The organism is Litchfieldia stipae, assembly GCF_014837155.1.
In the GTDB taxonomy this organism is placed as follows: Bacteria; Bacillota; Bacilli; order Bacillales; family Bacillaceae_L; genus Litchfieldia.
This window is the reverse complement of the sequence record NZ_JACYHA010000015.1, coordinates 14,394-35,105: the sequence shown is the minus strand read 5'-3', so window position 1 is coordinate 35,105 and position 20,712 is coordinate 14,394. Positions and strand designations below refer to the sequence as shown.

Here is a 20,712-nt window from a genome sequence, read left to right as displayed (position 1 = left end):
TGTATTTCATGAAAAGTAGTCAACCACATCAATTTTGATGGTAGACATATCACAGAATAGATTTTTCCGAATAAAGTAAGTATAATATAGGTAAGGAAAGGAGTAGATTTAAATGACTGTAGAATTGAACCAAAAAGAGCAAGTTCAAGAAGTATTAGATAAGCTTCGTCCATTCCTTCTTCGTGATGGCGGGGATTGTGAATTAGTTGATGTAGAAGATGGAATTGTAAAGCTTCGTTTATTAGGTGCTTGTGGAAGCTGCCCAAGTTCAACGATTACTCTTAAAGCTGGGATTGAAAGAGCACTATTAGAGGAAGTACCTGGAATCCTTGAAGTAGAACAAGTTTTCTAATCAATCTTCTCTATATAAAAAGCGAAACCGACACGGTTTCGCTTTTTTTTATAGGACCAATGAAGTAACTTGGCTACCTACATTTTCGATTCTCAATTCGTCGACGATAAAGTGCCCAAATAATGGGGCGATTGTCTTGACTACTGACCTTGCGTATCCAACCTCGGTAAAACAAATCACTGAAGGTCCGGCTCCACTCAGGGCAACCCCAAAGGCGCCTGAGAGCTTGGCTGCTTTTATGATATCAGCCATCTCCGGAACAAGGTCTTGTCGATAGGGTTGATGAAATAGGTCACGATCCATCATTTTCCCTGCCAATTCCCAGTTTTTTGTTGCAAGTGCTGCAACCAGGACATTACTCACAGAGCTTGCTTCAACTGCATTCTGACGTGAAAATGAGGTTGGTAGAACCGCTCTTGCTTCCTTTGTCATTACTTCATAACGTGGAATCACAATGACAATATCCATGTCCACATCCTGCAATTGCACAAGATCTGTGCCGTCCTCACGGTGGCTACCTATAACCAATCCACCATATAAAGACGCACCTACATTATCTGGATGTCCTTCAAACTCACTTGCTAGACGGAGTTTTTCTTCACGAGAAAGTCTTAAATCACAAAGCTGATCCACTAGCTCAATAGCCGCAATAATTGCTGCTGCACTACTTCCCAATCCTCTAGCAAGAGGAATATCACTTTTCATTTGAATTTTACATGGTGGCAGTGACTGATTGTATTTATCAGCTACTTGTTTGGCAATTTGGTAAACAAAATTATCCTTCCCTGTTGGAATTTCTGCAACATCCTTTGACAGGGGAATAAATAGCCATTCATCACTAGGTTCGACGATCAATGTCAAATAACGGTTAACAGCAAGTCCAATTGAGTCAAATCCTGGACCGAGGTTAGCGGTGCTACCTGGAACCTTGATTTGAAACATTTCTCCGGCACTCATTGCAAAACGACTCCTTTGATATGCTCAAATACAACCTCTTCATCACTTGGTAATACAACTGGTGAAATTTCATTTGCTTCAATGGCTGTTGTTGGATCCTTTAAGCCATTCCCCGTTAATACGGCAACGACAGTAGATCCTTTACTTATTTTTCCTTGTTTTAAATGTTTAATTACCCCAGCAATAGACGCACATGATGCAGGTTCTGCAAAGACACCCTCTTTGCTTGCAATAAGCTTATAAGCTTCTAGAATCTCTTCATCCGTTACCTCGTCAATCTCACCACCAGATTCCTTCTGTGCATTAACCGCATGCTCCCAGCTTGCCGGATTCCCAATTCGAATCGCTGTTGCAATCGTTTCTGGATTTTCAATTACTTCTCCACGAACAATCGCAGCTGAACCTTCTGCTTCAAATCCATGCATTTGCGGAAGACCAGATTGATATTTATCATTGTATTCTTTGAAGCCTTTCCAATAAGCAGTTATGTTTCCTGCATTCCCTACTGGAATCGCAAGTACATCAGGAGCCTTCCCCCCTAGTTGAGCACAAACCTCAAATGCAGCTGTTTTTTGTCCCTCAATGCGGTAAGGGTTAACAGAGTTCACTAATGTGATTGGAGCATTTTCACTAATTTTACGAACAATTTTTAGTGCCTGATCAAAATTTCCTTGAATTGCATAAATTTCTGCCCCGTACATGACCGCTTGAGCAAGCTTACCCATCGCAATTTTCCCATCTGGGATGACAATAATACAACGCATCCCCGCTCTTGCAGCATAAGCAGCAGCTGCAGCAGACGTATTACCCGTTGATGCACAGATGACTGTATTACTTCCCTCTTCTTTGGCTTTTGCAACAGCCATCACCATTCCACGATCCTTAAAAGAACCAGTTGGGTTTGTTCCTTCTGTTTTCACATATAATTCAATCCCAAACTGCTCGGATAAATGATGCAGCTTTATTAATGGAGTATTTCCTTCATTAAGTGTAAGCTTTGGAGTTCTCTCAGTTACAGGGAGGAATTCTTGAAATTCCTCGATTAATCCATTCCATTTCATTGGACGCCATCTCCTTCAACACGATATGAGCTTTTAACTTGTGCAACAACATCTGAATCACTAAGATGTTGCAAGATCTCCTCATAGTCCTGTAGAGAGGCCCTATGAGTCACAACAACGATTTCAGCTAAATCTTTTTCTTTTAACGGTAATTGGAGAATCTTTTCAAAGCTTACACCGTGTGAAGAAAAGATTGTTGTAATTTTCGCGAAAGAACCAACCTGATCCTTTACATGAATTCTTAAGAAATACTTAGAGAAAATGTCTGAATGCTCTTTTAAGCTTTTCTCATATTGTGGTGAAATACTACTCTGACCATTTACGCCAAGCCTCATATTTTTCATCACAGCAACCAAATCAGATACAATCGCAGTAGCAGTAGGTAGACTACCAGCCCCTGGTCCATAGAACATCGTTTCACCTACAGCTTCTCCAAAGACATATACTGCATTATATTCATCATTAACAGAAGAAAGTGGATGTTCATCAGGCAGTAAGGTTGGTTGAACACTGACTTCTACCTTTTCACCGTCCTGTTGTGCAATTCCAATTAATTTCATTGTGTAGCCTAATCTCTTGCTATAATTCAAATCCTCTTCTGTGATTTGAGTGATTCCCTTCACAGTGACATCACTTAAGTCAATATTCATAGAGAATCCCAATGTAGCAAGGATTGCCATCTTTCTTGCAGCATCTAAGCCTTCAACGTCTGAGGTTGGATCTGCTTCAGCAAAGCCTAATGCCTGAGCCTCAGCAAGAACTTCTTCATATGGGCTCCCATTCTTACTCATTTTTGTTAGGATAAAGTTTGTTGTTCCATTCACAATTCCCATCAGCTTAGTAATTTTATCTGAAGATAAGCCATCAACTAATCCTCTTAAGATTGGGATGCCACCCGCTACACTCGCTTCATAATAGAAATCACAGCGATTTTCACTTGCTAGTTTGTGTATTTCTGAACCATATACAGCAACCAAATCCTTATTAGCTGTTACGACATGCTTTTTATTTCGAAGGGCTGCGAGGATATATGATCTTGTTTCCTCTATACCACCCATTACTTCGATTACTACATCTACCTCTGGATGTTCAATCACTTCATTCACGTCTGTTGTAAGTAAATTAGGACTTACTTCAACATCACGTTCTTTTGTTATATTTTTAACTAGGATTTTCTTTACTTCAATTGGACATCCAACCTGGTGCATCAGCTTATCCTGATGGTTTTTTATAATTTTTACAACACCTGATCCAACTGTTCCTAATCCTAATATTCCTACCCCAATGCTTTTCATTTCTTCACTCCCCTTGCTGTATTCTCCAGAAATACAATTGTTTATCTATAAAGGACATTATAGAGAGATTTAGCACTTTTTACAAGTGTGATTGTTCCTTTTTTCAAAACTTTTAAATAATATGAATACACAATTATAACATAGGAATGATTTTATAGACCACTTGAATGAGGAAAATTATAGGAGATTGTCCAAATGAGGCCTTGCTTAGTACACTACAATCCGTACTAAGCAAGGAGACTAAATTAACCTTTTTTCATCAACCATTGAACAACTGGAGCATTTGCTTGTCGGTGTTGAACATGAATGAGCCCATGAACAGCTCCCAAAAATGTTTCATACCCTGAAGAATTCTTCAGGATTTTGTTTAATTGATTTTCACATCTCATTTTTTGTACTTCTGATTGGGTCAGATAATATCCTTCTATCGTCTCAAAGTAGTGAATTGGAAATAGCAACCTGGCATATAGTAGTCTCCAAGAAAAGGAACTAATAGGAGTTACTTGATTGTACTCTTCTAAAAACTGATTCCATTTATGTTGATCAATCTGATTGTCCTGCAAATAACTGTCTCTGATATATTCAGCAAGGTCACGACTTCCATGATCAAATACCCAACTATTTGGCAATTCAATCAGATGGCTCTCTTGCCACTCCTTCACGGTTAAACGCTCATGACAAACTGTCGCTGAATCAATTAATAATGGTCGGTCATCCATTTCAGTATCGACTAAGTACTGAATCGCATTTTCAGTTAACCCGACATAGTACAAAAAAGATTCAATAAATTGTTTTTCAAAATGGTTTGTAGGATGCTGATTTAATCGTTCTTTCCAAAACAACTCCATTTGATCGACTCGTTTCTCCCACAGATGCTTCCATTGGCCGATTCGATTTACTTTAGTGAGTGGATATGGAAATGTTCTCCCTCGCCCATGGAAGCTGGCAAGATCCCTCCCTGTAAGGCTCTCCCTGTACTGATTCGCTCTAGGGCATCTAAGAATCATACTAGGTTTTTCATTGATGATCGAGGTAAGCTTTCCATCCTTTGTAGGGACAATGAGTGCAACACTTGTTTCACCTTGCTGAATCATGTAATCACTTAATTGTTTAAGCTCAATGATTTCTTCCTGTTCCAAAAAACCTATTGGCACAATAGTATATAGTATATTTCTATATTTAAATGCTTGATATTTTCCAAACCTCTCTATTTTTCGAACCTGCAAGCCGTAGTTTTCTGAAATTTCTGTACTCATAATATTCCCTCCAGCTTAGGTAAATGGGATATGTCTGAAGAAGCCCCTTCTCCTGACAAACTTAACGTTATTCTGAATATATACAATTTCATCGGTCAATATGAAGATATACGTTTTGTTTTGAGAAAAGTTATCTTTTTTTGCTGGCTTGGGAATTATAAACAGGATACAAAAAAAATAGTTGCGGTTCAATTTATGAAGAGAACATGAAAAAAATTTGTGAGATTGGGTGAAAACATGTCTGAGAAAAAAATAATGGATCCAATTGAATTAAAGGCAAGAACCTGGTTAGAAGAAAGGGGCGTGACAATTAAGGATATCGCAGACCTTGTCTATTACCTCCAGCATAAGTACCATCAGAATCTTCAAATTGAAGACTGTATTGAAAATGTTGATCGAGTGCTTTCTAAGCGTGAGGTGCAAAATGCGATTATTACAGGGATTCAATTAGATATCCTTGCTGAGAAGAATTTGTTAGAAGAGCCTCTCCTTTCAGTAATAAAAGCGGATGAAGGATTGTACGGGGTTGACGAGGTTCTTGCTTTTTCAATCGTTAATGTGTATGGTTCAATTGGGTTTACGAATTATGGATATATTGATAAGAAAAAGCCTGGCATCCTGGAAAAACTAAATGATAAATCAGCTGGGTGTCATACATTTTTAGATGATTTAGTGGGTGCAGTTGCAGCCGCAGCCTCAAGCCGACTTGCACATCGTGCAGCTAATACAGAATGATTGAAAAAAGCAAGGTACATTCTAAGTACCTTGCTTTTAGTTTGTTAGATATATGCTAACCATTCTGTCAGACTTTTTACAGAGTAAGTTGGTTTTCTTTCAATCGTTTCTAGCATGACTTCAGTTGTCACACCGGTATGTACTAATAAGGTATCAAGGCCCGTATTCATCCCTGCCATAATATCCGTATCATAATTATCCCCGACCATCAATGTGTCAGCTAGAGGCGTTCCTAATACCTTTAATGCCTGTTCCATAATGATCTGTTCTGGTTTCCCAATGAAGATAGGCTGGACACCTGTTGAGACAGTAATCACTGAGGTTAGCGATCCATTCCCTGGGACAAGGCCTCTTTCAGTTGGAATCGCGATATCAGCATTTGTTGAAATAAACCTCGCTCCATCCCTAACAGCAAGACAAGCAGTTGCTAGCTTCTCATATGTAAGCTCTCGATCAAGACCGATGACTACATACTGGGGACGTTGATCTGTGATAATAAACCCCTTCTCACTAATTGCTTCCTTTAACCCTTGTTCCCCAATCACATACACTGAGGCTGCTTTTTCCTGTTCATTGATAAAGTTCGCCGTTGCTTGGCTTGTTGTAAAAATATGCTCCTTCGTCGTTGGGATATCAAATTCTAGTAACTTTTCAGCAACCTGTTCAGGTGTTCTTGAAGAATTATTTGTGACAAATAAATAGGGAATGTCCTTTTTTACTAGCGCTTTTACAAAATCACTTGCTGCTTCAATCTTTTCACTGCCTCTATACATCGTTCCATCCAAATCAATTAAATACCCTTTATACTGTTTCATTCTTTCACCTCAATACTTAGTGTAACCCGAATGTTCCATTCCACCTAAAAAAACGCAATCACAAGGACTGCGTTCTAGCTCTAGTTTCTGAATGCAGAAACAGGACCAAGCTCATTGGCCAGATAGTTTCTTACCGATTCTGGAAAAAGAGCGAGATGCTCGTATTCCTTCTTCATCGTCTCTAGGAGCAAGCTATGATCAATTGTTAAATACTCTTGAACAAGGATCTTTCTTAGCTCAATCACCTTTTTTAAGCCTGCAGCTCTTGTGTCAGTAATTACTCGTTCATCCTCTAAAATAATGATGATATCCTCAAAGCTGCCGGGATCTCTCATGATAAAACCATCAATCATCGCATTCCCTACATCTACCATTGATTCAATGATTGTATGGACAATTCGCTCAAGTGCTTTTTTCTCAATTGTGGTTTCCCACGCTTCTTGAGCTGTTAATAGCTCTAGACTGTTCTCCAAATAAATCAGTGTTTGTTCAATATGTTCTCGATCTACAAAATACATAATGGTGACCACCTTTTCTTGCTGTAATATATTAAATAGTCATTAAACCAGGCTTAGCATAAAAGTAGCCCTGTGCTAGATGGACTTTATTTCGCGACAGAACTTCAGCCTCTCCAGCTTTCTCTATCCCTTCTGCAACGACAAGAGAACCAATCTCTTCAGCAATTAATAATAGCCCTTTAAGCATCGTTTCTTTCACAGAGTTTGTATCTATATCCTGTATAACTGAACGGTCAATTTTGATAATATCAGGAAGAATTTCACTTATCGTGTGTAAGCTTGCATACCCCGCTCCTGTATCATCCACCGCAATTTGGAAACCAAGTGTTCGTACTTTCCTTAGATTCTCAATGAATGTTGGTAGTTCATCGATTGAATCTCTTTCTGTCACTTCAAAGATGATTTTACTAGGAATAATATCTTTATGTTCTTCAAGCAATTTAGTTAGTTCAATGAAAAACCGAGGATTGCTTAATGTTAGCGGTGTGAAGTTGATAAATACTTGTTGCTTACACCCTGTCTCTGAAATAAGCATCAAGGCCTTCTCTAGAATAATCATTTCTAAATCGAAAGTCGTACCAGTTTGTCTAGCTACCCCAAAAAGCTGCAATGGGAATTCTAATGGCGTATTATGTGGTCCCCTACATAAGATTTCCCAGGCCTCCACTCTTTTTGTAGAGACATCAATAATTGGTTGGGCTAATAGGTTCACATTTCGATGTTCAATAATATTTTTCATTTCAATGAGCATGCTGTTATAACTAGAATCGACCTTTTTTTCAGCCATTGCAAAAGCTTGATGGTGTGCATTTATCACCGTTTCTTGTAGCGCTTTATGCTTGTCAATAAACATATAACCAGTTTGAATACGAAGGGTAAGGTCAGAGTTAGGATCTTTACTACATAGGATTCGCTCGGCCTCCGAGGTAATCTTTTTCAACATCGCCTCTACATCAGGAACACTTGTTTTCTCATCTTTAAACTCGACAATCAAAGATAAGCCTTTATTATAAAAATCATGCAATGAAATAAGTGATTGATCTTGTCCAAACTCAGACTTAATAACATCTTTAAACAATTGATTAATCATCTGTTTACACTTGCTAATTTTATCCTCACCATACCATTCAGTAAGCTCTTTCATATTAGAAATATAAAAAGCTAGAACAGCTACTTCATTTCCCTTACGTAACGAACTTCGAATCCCCTCAGCTATAGGATTCCTTACAATAAATATTGGTGGGAAATACGTTAATAACCTTTGTGGTAAAAAAAGCTTACTCCATTTCACTGCCAATCTTTTTATGGTTGTCCTATAACTCAGATGCATTCGCTCTAAACCCCTTCACAGCAAGACGATTTTTAGTCTATTTTATCATATTTAGACTTCATTATCTGTAAAAACAGGAATATTTACAAAATCATTAAAAATTTTCCAACTTCATATAAAAGTCATTCGTTGATATGATATTCTTAAGTACATGGACATATGGTTAAACTGTTTTTGCTGATATGTGACTAATGAGAATGGATGGGAGGACTCCTTATATGTCTGAACGATTTTTTTTATACGATGATACGGTTGAAACTAAAACCAGATTTGTTAGTTTTATGGGTGAGCAACAGAGGTTTGATTTAGCTATTATTCGATCTGATCGATATTATGGCAAAAGTCTTATATTAGATATTCAAAGTCATCGCTTTGCCATCATTGGAACGGATGACCTTGACGAACCAGGATATCTTGAACACGCATATAATCTGTCAGAGGAAGACGCAGAGGAATTACGTTCATTTTTATACGAAGTGGTATAATTTGATTAAGTGAACCTCCTCACTCTAGGGAAACCTATGGGTAAGGAGGAGATGCTTTATGAACAACAACAAAAAAAAGGAATATACTGACTTTTCAAATGTTGAGACGATGAGAAACTTTTTAGTTCCCGAACAAACGCCTGAGGGTCCTTATGGTTCTCCGATTGGAAATAACGATTTAGTCCAATCAAAAAGCACACCTTGGAAGGATGGACAAACCTTCTATAGTGGCTTCACCTATGAAAATCGAACCCTCCACCAGAACTTACCACGCCAATATCCAGGGGCACATCCAACTCATGATGACCCAACAAAAGATTCTGAGTCACCTTATGAGGATGTATAACTATAAAAAAAATCACCTGGGTGCGAAAAGCACAATCAGGTGATTTTTTTATTTCTTAATTTTCCTTAGAACAAAGTATGCACAACCGAAATTACAATACTCATACAAATACTCAGAAAGTGTACTTATTTTTGTATCAAAGGTTGCCTTTTGATTGGTATCTTCAAAAAAACCTCTTAAGCGCAGCTGATTATAGCCCCAATCACCAACAATATAATCATACTTAGTCAAAATCTCACTATATCGGGCACGAAACGCCTCTTCATTAAAGCCCTGCTTGATATCTTCAACAAGTTCATAAGATAAATTATTAATCGTTATCACTCAAATCACCTCGTTATTATCACTTTATCATAAATTATAACCATTCAACCATCAATTTCTAAGAGAAAAAAGTCGATACTTGGTCACTCTAAGAACTAGGAGGTGTTACCGTTGATAAAAAAATCAATTCTAACTGCTGGTGTATGTTGTTTAATTGCCCTAACTGGTTGTAATACGGAGGACAATGCTGACCTCTACCATGAAAGTGGCCATACGGTCAATAGAACAGATCGTAGTGAATTATTAAATGAAAACGTAACAGACGACAATAAACATTTTGGGTATGTACGACATCAAAAAAGTCCGATTCCTGGTGATTCCACGGTCTACAATATGCCGACAATTGACAGGGAAGTTGTGGCAGATATGATAAGCAAAATGTCAACAGAACTAGTCCCTCATGTGAATGAGGCTGCTACACTTGTCACAGATGAAGAAGTCTTAATTGTCTATGACACAGACAGTGATAACCGCTTTGAAACAGCAGACCAAGTAAAGAAAACAGCCCTTTCAGTTGTGCCAAGATTTTACCATGTATATGTATCTGACAATCCAAGATTAATCAAGGATATCGAACGTTTTGGTGTGTTGGATGCGACGAGTAGAAATGTTGATCAAATTATCACAACAACCATTGAACGTATGCTAGAATCACCTCAAGGTCGAAAAATTAGTGATGGTGAAAATGCAAATGGAGAAATGTCTGGTGGAGTCAATAATCAATTTGAACGAAAAATGAATGATTTACCAGAAAATCTTCAAAACCCCAATACTAAATCATCTAATCCTCAATCTGATGTAACTGACATTGAATCATCAGACATTGAAGAAGGAAAAACAGAAACAAGAGGTAGAACTAGAACAACGGATGAAAATTAATCACTGAAATAGAAAGAGGCTGCTCCCTACATGAAATTTTCATATCGGAGCAGCCTTGTTTATTTTATGCTTCTTTTGCTTGCATTTGTTTTGTTGCTGCATTTACTTGCTCATCTGCATGGTAAGAAGAACGTACTAATGGACCTGCTTCACAATGGCTGAAGCCTTTAGATAAAGCAATCTCTTTTAGTTCTTGGAACTCATCTGGATGATAATATTTTTGAACCTTCAGATGTTTCTTTGAAGGCTGTAAATATTGACCAATCGTCATGATATCAACATTATTTGCACGAAGATCGTCCATTGTTTCGATAATGTCTTCCTTCGTTTCACCAAGCCCCACCATAATGCTTGATTTTGTTGGAATAGACGGTTGCATTTCCTTCGCACGACGTAAAAACTCTAATGAACGGTCGTACTTTGCTCTTGCTCTTACACGATCTGATAATCGACGTACTGTTTCGATATTGTGATTTAAAATATCTGGTTTAGCATCCATTAGCATTTTCAAGTTCTCTTCAACCCCACCCATATCTGATGGCAGAACTTCAATCGATGTGAATGGATTTGATTTACGGATAGCTCTTACTGTTTCAGCAAATACTGCGGCACCACCGTCTTTTAAATCATCTCTAGCAACGGCTGTCACAACCACATGCTTTAGTCCCATTTGAGTAACTGACTCAGCTACTCTTTCAGGTTCTTGCCAATCTAATTCAGTTGGAAGACCTGTTTTAACGGCACAGAAGCGGCATGCACGAGTACACGTATCTCCAAGAATCATAAATGTGGCTGTTTTTCTTACTGCCCAGCATTCGTGAATATTTGGACATCTTGCTTCTTCACAAACTGTATGTAGCTTCTTTTCTCTCATCATTTTCTTTAAACCAGTATAGTTTTCGTTCGTATTAAGTTTTATTTTTAACCATTCTGGCTTTCTTGTGTATTCGTTTGTTGACAATTTCATCACTCCAAATAAAAAATACTTACCAAGTTGGTAGGTAGAATATAACATTTCACTTAAAATCATTATGTCCTAATAAGTACACGCTGTTGCAACTTTACCATAACAAATTCCCTTTCACAAGGAAAGTGTTTGTGAACATTTCCAACAATTAGTATTTATTAAAATGCCGATTTTTAACAAACTAAGTAAAGAGCTAATTTAACATTTGGGCTGATTTTATTATAAGGTTGTGGTCAAAACCGCAGCTTGAATACACTCCGCGTCCTGCGTGGTCTCACTATGACCACTGATCCCGCGGGAGTCTCCGTGCATTCAGTCTGCTTAGTAGTAGCCACCCAATTATTTTTTACTTTCTTCTTGTGAATGTTGAGAAAGATGAAAGGAGTTTACTTTTGTGCGAAAGCTATTGTTATTACTTCTTATCATAACATGTGTGATAACGAATTCACCTCTAACGAGTTATGCTGAAGAAACGGAGCAGGAAAAAATTTATCGGGAACGGATGACTTTGTACACGAAAATGGAGTCAATCACTCTCATCCCTTGGTATTATTATGCTGCGATTGACCAATATGAGAGAAGTATAAGACGAGCAAGAAAAGATATTCCAAAAGAACAAGGTGTCATCGGCATTTACTTCAAACCTGAGCAGTGGGCTGGATATTTAAATCCTAATCCTGAAGACACAAATCCCTTAAGTATCGAGATTTTTGGGGGAATGGGTCAAGATGGGAATGGAGATGGAATTGCAGATATTAATAATGATGAAGATGTTTTATTTGCTTTTGCTACCCATCTGTTAGGTTACGGTACTGATGAAGAGAACATAAAAATCGCTTTATGGGACTATTATAAGCGTGATCGATCGGTTGATTTAATTATGGGGAAGGTCAAGATTTACAAAACATATGGAACACTTGATTTAGATAAGCATGCATTCCCTGTCCCACTAAGGTTTAATTATAGCTATAAAAATACGTGGGGAGATGCACGTGGTTGGGGTGGTAGACGGATCCACGAAGGTACAGATATCTTTGCAGGCTACTCAACTCCCGTTCGGGCAACTGGATATGGAATTGTAGAGATTAAAGGATGGAACAAGTATGGTGGTTGGCGGATAGGGATTCGTGACATTAATAACACGTATCATTATTTTGCTCATTTAAATGGCTTTGCGAAGGATTTAGCTGTTGGTCAAGTTGTTGAACCAGGACAGATTATTGGTGGTGTTGGGAGCTCAGGTTATGGCCCTCCAGGTACATCAGGTAAATTCCCGCCTCATTTACATTATGGGATGTATAAGGATAATGGGAAGACTGAATGGTCCTTTGATCCATATCCGCATTTAAAACAATGGGAGCGAGCAGAACGACAAGCTATTCGGAAAAACAAAAAAGGATGATTCTCATTTAGTGTGGGATCATCCTTTTTTCTAATTTACAAATTAGTCTTTCTTAACTCTTTTTTGATTTGACGACTGCATTGGTTATGCTTGCGATGAGGCCTCCCCAAATGACCACAATACCAACAATCATCATGACGATTGCACTTGTTTCCATTATTGTGATTCCTCCTTACCTACGTTGTTCTCTAATTGTCCTTGATTCCATTTCTTTAATGAAATAAGTACACCAACAAATAACGCACCTAAAGCGACCGTCCAGCCCCAATTGAATAAGAACTCTCTTGGGTAACCTTCATATTCACTTGTTAAATTCGTTCTTAAATTATCAAACATCATATACCCTAATACAATTGGAGTGATGACGCCTAAGCAAAGTCTCCACCATACTCCAAGCTTCATATCAGAGATGCCATCTGCATGTCTTTGGAAGTTACGTAATTCCTTTGCAAACCATGCAATTGCAATTACTTCAACCAATCCTAATAGCGCAACACCAAAGTTATTGATGAAATAATCTGCTGAATCTAGGAAGAATAGTCCACCTTGAGTCGCGAATACGATTGAAAGTAATGCTGATAATCCTCCACCGAATAACACGGCTTTCGTACGTGAAATCTTAAATTTGTCCTGTACACCAGCAACATACGTTTCAACAATAGAGATTAATGATGATAGTCCCGCTAGCACTAATGATGCAAAGAACAAGAATCCAAATAATTCTCTAAATGCAGGAAACTCATTAATGATTTGTGGAAAGACAACAAATGCTAAACCAATACCCGCTGATACAACATCCTTCACTTCCGCACCTTGAGTGTATGCCATAAATCCTAGTGCACTAAACACTCCGATACCTGCCAATAACTCAAAGCTAGAATTAGCAAACCCAGTAATAAATGCGTTGTTTGTAATATCAGATTTCTTTGGTAGATAACTTGAATAGGTAATCATAATAGCAAAAGCAATTGATAAACTAAAGAAAATCTGACCATAAGCAGCAACCCAAACCTTACCACTAGTAATACTATCCCAATCTGGCTTAAAGAAAGCATTTAATCCATCAACAGCTCCATCAAGAGTAATAGCACGAATAACAATAATTAAAAATAAGACCACAAGTGCTGGAATGAAAATTCGGTTTGCCATTTCAATTCCTCTTTTAACACCTGCGAAAAGCACGCCAAGTGCAACAACCCAAACAAGAACTAATGGAATAAATACACCAGGAACAATTGAACCAAATTGGCCAATTTCTCCACCTGCTAAATCAATACGATCTAGGTAATCTGCCATTAGGAACGTACCTGGATCACTACCCCAGCTAAGTTTTAACGAGAATACCGCGTAAGACATAGCCCAAGCAATAATGACTGCGTAATAGGTTGAAATAACGAATGATACAGCTACCTGCCACCATCCAATCCATTCTTTTCCCTTCCCTAATCTTGCATATGAAAGCGGTGCTGAACCTCTGAATTTATGACCCATTGTGAATTCTAAGATTAATAATGGAATACCGGCTGTTAAAAGAGCAAATAAGTACGGTAAGAAAAATGCGCCTCCTCCATTATCATATGCAACCGCTGGGAATCTCCAGATATTCCCTAGTCCAATTGCTGAGCCAACGGCTGCTAGAATAAATCCAGCTCTTGTACCCCATTGTGGACGATTATCCATAAAAAATGCCTCCCCTTATCTTTATTCCGACCTTAGCCTTATTCTATTTCTCTTTATGTATGATAAGAATAACTAAAGTTGGAAAGTTTTATATTTTCTGATTTTTTAATATAATCTATAAACAGTATAGCTAGTCTTTATACATCTGTCAAAACATTCTTTTAATAATCAAAAAAAAAGAGAGACAGAGGTTCTAAAACCCTGTCTCTACAGTATATATATAGTTTACTCATTTCAAATAACTGGGATTTGAAACGAATTTCTATTCAATTATTTTTGCATAAAATTATTATACTACAGTACTTTTCTTACGAAATAAGAGAATAAACAATACAATAAGTGTCACCGATACAATCACACCTGCAATTGTACTACCTGTAAAGCCTAAGACTACATAACCAATCATCGCAATCACTGCTGAGATAATCGCGTACGGAATCTGAGTCAACACATGGTCAATATGATGACTTCCAGCCCCAGTAGATGATAGAATCGTTGTATCTGAAATCGGAGAACAATGATCACCAAACACACTTCCCGCTAACACAGCAGCTAAAGTAGGCAGCAATAATGTCGCATCAGTCGAAGTAATAATATCACCCGCTATCGGGAGCATGACTCCAAACGTTCCCCATGAAGTTCCCGTCGAAAACGCCATTAAACCTGCAACAACAAATAAGATAACTGGTAGAAAAGCTGTATTCAAATTTGAATTCTCTACTTGAATCGCTAAATATTGACCTGTCCCTAGCTGACTAATTAAATCAACAATCACCCACGCAAATACTAGAATATAAACAGCTGGAAGCATTGATTTGATTCCCTCAATTACTGCTTTTGAGAAAAGAGTTGATTCAATATTCTTCTTCACTCGTGCTTGGATAAAGAAGAGAACAAGAGTTACGGCAAGACCTAATAATCCACCATATAAAAGGGATGGTGCAACGGCTGCGTTCCCAAAGATATCTATTAGACTCGCATTCTTTTCTGATTCTAGGATTCCGGTCCAAATCATTGAGCCAACCGTTCCAACAACAAGAGCAATGATCGGCCAAATTAAATCACCAATTGTCCCTTTGTTATTGGTTGGAAGATCTTCCTTTAAAGCACCTAGAACTGGCTTTGAAGGATCTACAACTTCACCCGTTGTCATCGCTCTTTCTTCATGCTTTTTCATTGGACCGATATTAATATTAAACAATGAAACACCAAGGACCATTATTAAAGTAGTAATAACATATAAGTTCATTGGAATCATTTGTATAAATGCTGAAAAGGCAGTGATATCTGTCATATTATGAGCAACAATAATCGTACCAATAATCCCGATAATCGATGCCCCCCAGCTTGATACAGGTGAGACTACACAAATTGGTGCTGAGGTTGAATCTATAATATAAGCTAGCTTTGCACGAGACACACGTTGACGGTCTGTTAACGGTCGACTAACTTGTCCCACAGCTAGTGCATTAAAGTAATCATCGATAAAAATCACGATTCCCAAAACAAAAGCAGTTAGCTTTGCGCCTACTCTCGTTTTCACACGCTTCATCGCCCATTCGCCAAACGCACGACTTCCACCAGAGATGGAGATAAATACGGTAATCATTCCTAGAAGTAATAAAAACAATAGAATATAAACAGTTGAAGTGGCAATCGCTCCATCATCGATAAAAATAGCGGCTAAGCTATTCCATATCGAAAGAAATGAATCAACTAACCAAGTACCAACTCCATTTTCTTGAATCGTTGGTACATGTAGAATTAATGCGGCAGAAATGATTCCAACACCAAGTGATGGGAGCACCTTTCTTGTTAATATAACCATAAGGATCGCCACAATTGGTGGGATAAGTGAATAGATTGTTGCTGTCATGTTTTTTCTCCTCCATTAAATACATAGTTATGTTTTTAAAAGAGGCTAGCTGTGTGAGAGAGAATCATTTCCAATTTTGACGCAAAAAAAGCGCAAAAAAGAGCAATGATAGAAAATAACTATCATTACTCTTTCTGTAATGTTATGTTATCCTCCATCACGATCAGTAGCCCTCCATAAGAGTAAAAAGCTAAAATACATACTCTTATGACAGTGTTACCCCTATTAAAGGCAACACCAGCAAAAATAAAGATTGACGTTTTATTTTCACTTCGGCAGGAGACTCCTTTCAGCTATGATCACAGTTGTCATCCTCACATAGCGTACTATTAATCCCTGCTCCTCTACCTCATCGATCTGAGATAAGGTGAATATTAAATTTTGAATTTACTTTTGTATTATAGTAATTTCACCTTAAAAAAGCAATGGTAATTTTTTGTCTGTTTTATGGCGCATTAGGTAATTCAATGGCTGGTGCACCATCTCCACCATTATTGTAATATAATGGAACTTCTCCAGGTATGAAGATTGGTCCAGCAATAGGAACACTAGTAGGAACAACAACCTCCTCTGTTGCAAATGGAATAATTACCTGAATCCTTACTTCAATATGAACAAGGACTTCAATCCACGTATTATTAATACCATGATCAGTTACTTTTCTAGAAAAGTCTGTCGCTACATCTCCAACCATATGAAAGCGTATTGGAATCTTGGGCCCTAAGTTACCTAAAATCACATTATTTGTAGCCTGCCCCAAAGGAATTTCATATAAAAAACCGGGGTTATTATCATCTGATTGAATTTCAATTTCTGGTAACTCTAAGGCAGCAACATCTCCCTTATTAACAGATTTTAGATACTTATCTACATTGTTAGTGGTCTTCGTAAGTATTTCGTTAATTAACTTAGCATTAAAGGTCACACTGGTTATTTTTCCATTACTATCAACCTGTGTCATGATTATGTCTTCATCACTTAAATTTTCTTCAGTTATTTGTTTATTAATGGCATTTTTAATGACTACTGTTGCGATTCGACTTGTTTCATATCGTGCATACTCAACTAAAGTGGGTTCAATTCCTTTATTAACAATAACCAATCCGAGTGCTGTCGATAACATAAAGAAGACAAAGGTTAATAAGAATACGTAGCGAAAAGGCAAGGGCCCTTTCCGCGGTAGTAGACGATGACCGCGAAATTTTGGCACATTAAATCCCCCCTTACAAGCTATATTTATGCAGACAAGGGAGGATGTACGATAAAATATTTAAATTATTTATTCAGTTGTTCTTTTGCTCCTGCCATTGTTGGGTCACAGGCAGTAATAATCAAATGGAGCTCTTTCATCAAATCGACCTCATAAGGCTTGTCTAGAACCTGATTATTTTCTTCAATAATCCTTACGACGGGTCTCTCACTCAGCTCTTGATTTTGTTTTGACACAACACCCTTTCGCCCATCATTTAAAACGATAGTTAAGCCTAAAGGATAGATCACGACCGCTCGACGGAAAGCTTCAATGATCTTTGCATCATATAGCTGACCAACACCCGCGTATAAAATCTCTAAGCCTTCATGTGGCAGCATCGCATTACGATAGATTCGATTAGAGGTGACTGCATCAAACACATCAGCTACAGCAATAATCCGTGCAAAATAATGAATATCATTGCCTTTTATTCCACGTGGATACCCGGAACCATCTAAACGCTCGTGATGCTGATACGCACAATGTGAGGCAATTAAAGGAATGGTTTGTACACTTCTTAATATTTCAAAGCCATTGCTTGTATGAGCCTTCACAATTTCATATTCTTCTTCGGTTAGTTTTCCATTTTTCATTAAGATATCAGTGGGGATCGACATTTTTCCAACATCATGGAGAATTGCTCCAAGGCCAAGAATCTCTAATTCCTTCACTGACAAATTTAGCTTCGCCCCAATTGCCAAGCTATATAGCGTTACATTTAATGAGTGGGAAAAAATATAGTTATCATAAGTGATTACATCTGATAATAAGGTGATTAAATCCTTATTTGATTTAATTTCAAAAAGAAGAGAACGAATGACTTTTGACAGTTCCTTAGATGTCTTCTCTAGAACGACAGCCTGTGCGAGCTTGTCCTTCTTTTGAATATCATTAAACTGATTTTCAATCGTTGCCTTTGCTTCTTTCCTTAACTGATCAGAGATGGGCTTCTTCGCTTTTATATCCTTCGTTCGCTCATCCTCAACATACACATAAGAGATTCCTAGCTCGATCAACCTCTTTATCATGCGTTCTGTTAAAGGAACTTTTTCACTAATTAAGATGAATTCACTTTCAGTGTAGACTGGCATGGCAAGACATTTGCCTGGTTTTAATGTATCTGTAGATACTAGTATCATGATTAACTCCTTAGATTTGAGCATTTTTCCCACAAATGATAAGGGGAACCTAATATTTTAATTAGGCGCCCCTTCTATAACACTCTATAACATCTTTAAAAGGGCGTCTTTTCCTTTCATTCCAACCGTAATTCCTTTGTTCTCTGCCTCTATTGTAACAGATTCAAGCGGTGCTTCAAGTAGCTGTTCGATCGTACGCACGCCTACTGCTCTACCAGCAATAATCCCTCGATCTTTTAGTTTTTCATTTAAAAGGGCAACATCAAGAGCGCCACACATAATATAGCCTTTATCATTTGTAACAGCCATAAAATTAGTCTTTGGCAACTTAACGGTAATGGCCGTAAATTGTTGATTATCGATAATAATCGGTGTCATTGTAACCATTTCCTATCACACTCCCTTCTTTATCACTTTATGAGATATTGAAGATTTCGTGATAAAAAATGAGAGGGTATCCGCCTTTTTCTATGTTTGTATTTGTATGATTTTAGCGTTTTTAAACCAGCAGCCTGAATACGCTCCGCGTCCAGCGGGTGCCCAGTGAGCCTCCTCGTGCCTGCGGGGTCTCACTTCGGACACTGGTCCCGCAGGAGTCTTTGTTACTAGGATACTTCCATCGAGATTCCTACATTCTCATAAATTTATCAATTAACAGATCTCTCATTAATTCCGGCATGAAGAATTCCTTTTTTTCTGCGTCTCTAATTATTGGATATAAGTGGCCAATTGTGAACATGTCAATTGTCGAGATTTTGTAGGTTCTATTCATCTCTAATGGTTCCTGATTAATCAAAATTGACCGTATGTGCTCTTCACCGTCTGAGAGCCTTACAGATTCCAGCTGGACACCTGAATAAATCATTTTCCCCATGACCTCACCCCTGAAGCCCAACCCTTTAAATCTGAGATTCTTCATTTGTTCCGTCTCGGCCTGGAGAATGATTTCTTTTAACTCTGCCCCGGTTAACCATATGTTACATGGATTAATAGGATGTGGACATATGCGATGAATGTCTTTCCTTGAAATAGGTCCTTTCGGTAATGAATCTAGAATGATTCCAGCATTCACCATTGCAATTTCACCCTCGCACCAATCCTTAAGTGTTTCTATAAGCATCTGGGAAAATGCTGATTCTTCAAACCAGTCATGATGAAGTTCCTCGTCTAACACTGAAATTTGTTCGCTTAATACTTGCTGACTCTCTTTAAAAGCGAGATCAATCTTCTTTTTGATAGAAAGCGACTCTTCCATTAAATTCTTTGTGTGAATCACTTTTGCCTTTTTTGAACTGACTGATTTTGAGTCTGTATTCACCTTAAGTTCTACATACCCAATACAATTTCCATATTTACCAGCACCACAAACTAATGTATCGTTAATGAGTTTTCCATCATCCAATATATGATGTGTATGTCCTCCAAGGATAATATCAATCCCTGTTTGCTCGGCTAACATTTCATCTTCATTTAGACCTAAATGTGATAACAGAACATTGACATCCGTTTTTCCTTTTAACTCATCAACTATTTGGAGAACAACTTCAAACGGATCACGAATCTCCCAGCCTAATAGATCATAGAATAATTGATAGTAAACTGTGACCCCAATTACACCAATTCTAATACCAGAAGGCGTCGTGTAAATTTGATAGGGCTTCGCCCACTCTGGCATCTTGCCTGCTTTTGTATATAAATTGGCTATCAGGACATCAGCGTCTGCCTCTTGATATAACTCATCTAATGCCTCATATGGTAGAGTGATTCCTTCATTATTACCAATTGTCACTGCATTGTAAGCCAATTGATTAAGGAACTGAATATTCACTTTCCCCATTGACGCTTCAGAAATAGGATGAACTCTGTCAATAAAGTCACCTATGTCAAATAAGAATACTTCCTCTTCGTTCTTACGATGTAGATTTCTTTGTTTTTCTATAAAATGAACAATTTTCGGCCACTGTTCAAAATGGCTATGTAAATCATTTGTATGGTAAATATGTATGGTTTCAATCATGATAGCCACCTCCATAAACAGCCTTT

General features: G+C 37.9%; 22 protein-coding genes and 1 riboswitch. Of the genes, 6 read left to right on the top strand and 16 right to left on the bottom strand.

The genetic code is table 11. The features are described from left to right. The first annotated feature begins 112 nt into the window (after positions 1 to 112). Positions 113 to 352: a NifU family protein gene (locus F7888_RS16160; RefSeq protein ID WP_191781189.1), complete on the top strand. Its 240-nt coding sequence runs from the start codon at positions 113 to 115 to the stop codon at positions 350 to 352. 48 nt (positions 353 to 400) lie between these two features. Here the strand turns inward: F7888_RS16160 and thrB are convergent, their stop codons facing one another. The 4 genes from thrB to yutH form a co-directional block, all read right to left on the bottom strand. After that, positions 401 to 1,309 (bottom strand): homoserine kinase, encoded by a 909-nt coding sequence (gene thrB / locus F7888_RS16155; RefSeq protein ID WP_191781187.1) that lies wholly within the window; start codon positions 1,307 to 1,309, stop codon positions 401 to 403. Further along, complete coding sequence (gene thrC / locus F7888_RS16150) at positions 1,306 to 2,370, bottom strand: threonine synthase (RefSeq protein ID WP_191781185.1); 1,065 nt, start codon at positions 2,368 to 2,370, stop codon at positions 1,306 to 1,308. Before thrC ends, thrB begins: the two co-directional genes overlap by 4 nt. Further along, positions 2,367 to 3,665, bottom strand: a complete 1,299-nt coding sequence (locus F7888_RS16145) for a homoserine dehydrogenase (protein ID WP_191781182.1) — start codon at positions 3,663 to 3,665, stop codon at positions 2,367 to 2,369. Before F7888_RS16145 ends, thrC begins: the two co-directional genes overlap by 4 nt. Before the next feature lie 245 nt (positions 3,666 to 3,910). After that, on the bottom strand, positions 3,911 to 4,921 hold the full coding sequence (gene yutH, locus F7888_RS16140; RefSeq protein ID WP_191781180.1) for a spore coat putative kinase YutH: 1,011 nt from the start codon (positions 4,919 to 4,921) through the stop codon (positions 3,911 to 3,913). A 237-nt stretch (positions 4,922 to 5,158) separates the two neighbouring features. Here yutH and F7888_RS16135 point away from each other — a divergent pair, with 237 nt between their 5' ends. After that, complete coding sequence (locus tag F7888_RS16135) at positions 5,159 to 5,656, top strand: phosphatidylglycerophosphatase A family protein (protein WP_191781179.1); 498 nt, start codon at positions 5,159 to 5,161, stop codon at positions 5,654 to 5,656. A 44-nt stretch (positions 5,657 to 5,700) separates the two neighbouring features. Here the strand turns inward: F7888_RS16135 and F7888_RS16130 are convergent, their stop codons facing one another. From F7888_RS16130 to F7888_RS16120, 3 genes are all read right to left on the bottom strand, one after another. Further along, positions 5,701 to 6,471, bottom strand: a complete 771-nt coding sequence (locus F7888_RS16130) for a TIGR01457 family HAD-type hydrolase (RefSeq protein WP_191781178.1) — start codon at positions 6,469 to 6,471, stop codon at positions 5,701 to 5,703. 80 nt (positions 6,472 to 6,551) lie between these two features. After that, positions 6,552 to 6,989 (bottom strand): DUF86 domain-containing protein, encoded by a 438-nt coding sequence (locus F7888_RS16125; protein ID WP_191781177.1) that lies wholly within the window; start codon positions 6,987 to 6,989, stop codon positions 6,552 to 6,554. A gap of 31 nt (positions 6,990 to 7,020) precedes the next feature. Further along, positions 7,021 to 8,319 (bottom strand): EAL domain-containing protein, encoded by a 1,299-nt coding sequence (locus F7888_RS16120; protein ID WP_191781176.1) that lies wholly within the window; start codon positions 8,317 to 8,319, stop codon positions 7,021 to 7,023. 218 nt (positions 8,320 to 8,537) lie between these two features. On the opposite strand from F7888_RS16120, the gene F7888_RS16115 reads away from it, so the two are divergent. Beyond that, entirely contained in the window at positions 8,538 to 8,804 is a 267-nt protein-coding gene (locus F7888_RS16115) for a DUF3055 domain-containing protein (protein ID WP_191781175.1), read from the top strand. A 58-nt stretch (positions 8,805 to 8,862) separates the two neighbouring features. Next, positions 8,863 to 9,150 carry a cytosolic protein gene (locus F7888_RS16110; RefSeq protein WP_191781174.1) on the top strand — a complete coding sequence of 96 codons (288 nt, stop codon included), beginning with the start codon at positions 8,863 to 8,865 and terminating at the stop codon, positions 9,148 to 9,150. 48 nt (positions 9,151 to 9,198) lie between these two features. Here the strand turns inward: F7888_RS16110 and F7888_RS16105 are convergent, their stop codons facing one another. After that, the gene (locus F7888_RS16105) at positions 9,199 to 9,474 is read right to left on the bottom strand and encodes a YutD family protein (protein ID WP_191781173.1); all 276 of its coding nucleotides are present in this window, start codon (positions 9,472 to 9,474) and stop codon (positions 9,199 to 9,201) included. Between the two features lie 114 nt (positions 9,475 to 9,588). On the opposite strand from F7888_RS16105, the gene F7888_RS16100 reads away from it, so the two are divergent. After that, a complete protein-coding gene (locus tag F7888_RS16100) occupies positions 9,589 to 10,353 on the top strand; it encodes a YhcN/YlaJ family sporulation lipoprotein (RefSeq protein ID WP_191781334.1) in 765 nt (254 codons plus the stop codon). Positions 10,354 to 10,417: 64 nt separating this feature from the next. Here F7888_RS16100 and lipA read toward each other — a convergent pair whose 3' ends face one another. Continuing rightward, entirely contained in the window at positions 10,418 to 11,314 is an 897-nt protein-coding gene (gene lipA, locus F7888_RS16095; RefSeq protein ID WP_225228843.1) for a lipoyl synthase, read from the bottom strand. 439 nt (positions 11,315 to 11,753) lie between these two features. On the opposite strand from lipA, the gene F7888_RS16090 reads away from it, so the two are divergent. After that, complete coding sequence (locus F7888_RS16090) at positions 11,754 to 12,722, top strand: M23 family metallopeptidase (RefSeq protein WP_318246311.1); 969 nt, start codon at positions 11,754 to 11,756, stop codon at positions 12,720 to 12,722. A 52-nt stretch (positions 12,723 to 12,774) separates the two neighbouring features. Here F7888_RS16090 and F7888_RS16085 read toward each other — a convergent pair whose 3' ends face one another. From F7888_RS16085 to F7888_RS16055, 7 genes are all read right to left on the bottom strand, one after another. After that, positions 12,775 to 12,879 carry a methionine/alanine import family NSS transporter small subunit gene (locus F7888_RS16085; RefSeq protein WP_191781169.1) on the bottom strand — a complete coding sequence of 35 codons (105 nt, stop codon included), beginning with the start codon at positions 12,877 to 12,879 and terminating at the stop codon, positions 12,775 to 12,777. Beyond that, a complete protein-coding gene (locus F7888_RS16080) occupies positions 12,879 to 14,402 on the bottom strand; it encodes a sodium-dependent transporter (RefSeq protein ID WP_191781167.1) in 1,524 nt (507 codons plus the stop codon). Before F7888_RS16080 ends, F7888_RS16085 begins: the two co-directional genes overlap by 1 nt. A gap of 289 nt (positions 14,403 to 14,691) precedes the next feature. Beyond that, entirely contained in the window at positions 14,692 to 16,278 is a 1,587-nt protein-coding gene (locus tag F7888_RS16075) for a Na+/H+ antiporter NhaC family protein (RefSeq protein WP_191781165.1), read from the bottom strand. Positions 16,279 to 16,437: 159 nt separating this feature from the next. After that, positions 16,438 to 16,633: riboswitch (Lysine riboswitch) on the bottom strand. 90 nt (positions 16,634 to 16,723) lie between these two features. Then, positions 16,724 to 17,488 (bottom strand): sporulation protein YunB, encoded by a 765-nt coding sequence (yunB, locus tag F7888_RS16070; RefSeq protein WP_191781163.1) that lies wholly within the window; start codon positions 17,486 to 17,488, stop codon positions 16,724 to 16,726. 65 nt (positions 17,489 to 17,553) lie between these two features. Continuing rightward, complete coding sequence (locus F7888_RS16065; RefSeq protein ID WP_191781161.1) at positions 17,554 to 18,669, bottom strand: HD-GYP domain-containing protein; 1,116 nt, start codon at positions 18,667 to 18,669, stop codon at positions 17,554 to 17,556. A gap of 84 nt (positions 18,670 to 18,753) precedes the next feature. Continuing rightward, positions 18,754 to 19,056 (bottom strand): YunC family protein, encoded by a 303-nt coding sequence (locus F7888_RS16060; protein WP_191781159.1) that lies wholly within the window; start codon positions 19,054 to 19,056, stop codon positions 18,754 to 18,756. A gap of 241 nt (positions 19,057 to 19,297) precedes the next feature. Continuing rightward, positions 19,298 to 20,686: a bifunctional metallophosphatase/5'-nucleotidase gene (locus F7888_RS16055; protein ID WP_191781157.1), complete on the bottom strand. Its 1,389-nt coding sequence runs from the start codon at positions 20,684 to 20,686 to the stop codon at positions 19,298 to 19,300. Between the last annotated feature and the right edge of the window lie 26 nt (positions 20,687 to 20,712).

Excerpts from the sequence above, each read along its gene's own strand:
- F7888_RS16085 (WP_191781169.1), bottom strand. The coding sequence starts at position 12,879 with ATGGAAACAAGTGCAATCGTCATGATGATTGTTGGTATTGTGGTCATT.
- F7888_RS16125 (WP_191781177.1), bottom strand. The coding sequence starts at position 6,989 with ATGTATTTTGTAGATCGAGAACATATTGAACAAACACTGATTTATTTG.
- F7888_RS16110 (WP_191781174.1), top strand. The coding sequence starts at position 8,863 with ATGAACAACAACAAAAAAAAGGAATATACTGACTTTTCAAATGTTGAG.
- F7888_RS16120 (WP_191781176.1), bottom strand. The coding sequence starts at position 8,319 with ATGCATCTGAGTTATAGGACAACCATAAAAAGATTGGCAGTGAAATGG.
- thrC (WP_191781185.1), bottom strand. The coding sequence starts at position 2,370 with ATGAAATGGAATGGATTAATCGAGGAATTTCAAGAATTCCTCCCTGTA.
- F7888_RS16060 (WP_191781159.1), bottom strand. The coding sequence starts at position 19,056 with ATGGTTACAATGACACCGATTATTATCGATAATCAACAATTTACGGCC.
- F7888_RS16135 (WP_191781179.1), top strand. The coding sequence starts at position 5,159 with ATGTCTGAGAAAAAAATAATGGATCCAATTGAATTAAAGGCAAGAACC.
- F7888_RS16145 (WP_191781182.1), bottom strand. The coding sequence starts at position 3,665 with ATGAAAAGCATTGGGGTAGGAATATTAGGATTAGGAACAGTTGGATCA.
- thrB (WP_191781187.1), bottom strand. The coding sequence starts at position 1,309 with ATGAGTGCCGGAGAAATGTTTCAAATCAAGGTTCCAGGTAGCACCGCT.
- F7888_RS16055 (WP_191781157.1), bottom strand. The coding sequence starts at position 20,686 with ATGATTGAAACCATACATATTTACCATACAAATGATTTACATAGCCAT.
- F7888_RS16075 (WP_191781165.1), bottom strand. The coding sequence starts at position 16,278 with ATGACAGCAACAATCTATTCACTTATCCCACCAATTGTGGCGATCCTT.
- F7888_RS16160 (WP_191781189.1), top strand. The coding sequence starts at position 113 with ATGACTGTAGAATTGAACCAAAAAGAGCAAGTTCAAGAAGTATTAGAT.
- F7888_RS16115 (WP_191781175.1), top strand. The coding sequence starts at position 8,538 with ATGTCTGAACGATTTTTTTTATACGATGATACGGTTGAAACTAAAACC.
- F7888_RS16130 (WP_191781178.1), bottom strand. The coding sequence starts at position 6,471 with ATGAAACAGTATAAAGGGTATTTAATTGATTTGGATGGAACGATGTAT.
- F7888_RS16080 (WP_191781167.1), bottom strand. The coding sequence starts at position 14,402 with ATGGATAATCGTCCACAATGGGGTACAAGAGCTGGATTTATTCTAGCA.
- yutH (WP_191781180.1), bottom strand. The coding sequence starts at position 4,921 with ATGAGTACAGAAATTTCAGAAAACTACGGCTTGCAGGTTCGAAAAATA.
- F7888_RS16065 (WP_191781161.1), bottom strand. The coding sequence starts at position 18,669 with ATGATACTAGTATCTACAGATACATTAAAACCAGGCAAATGTCTTGCC.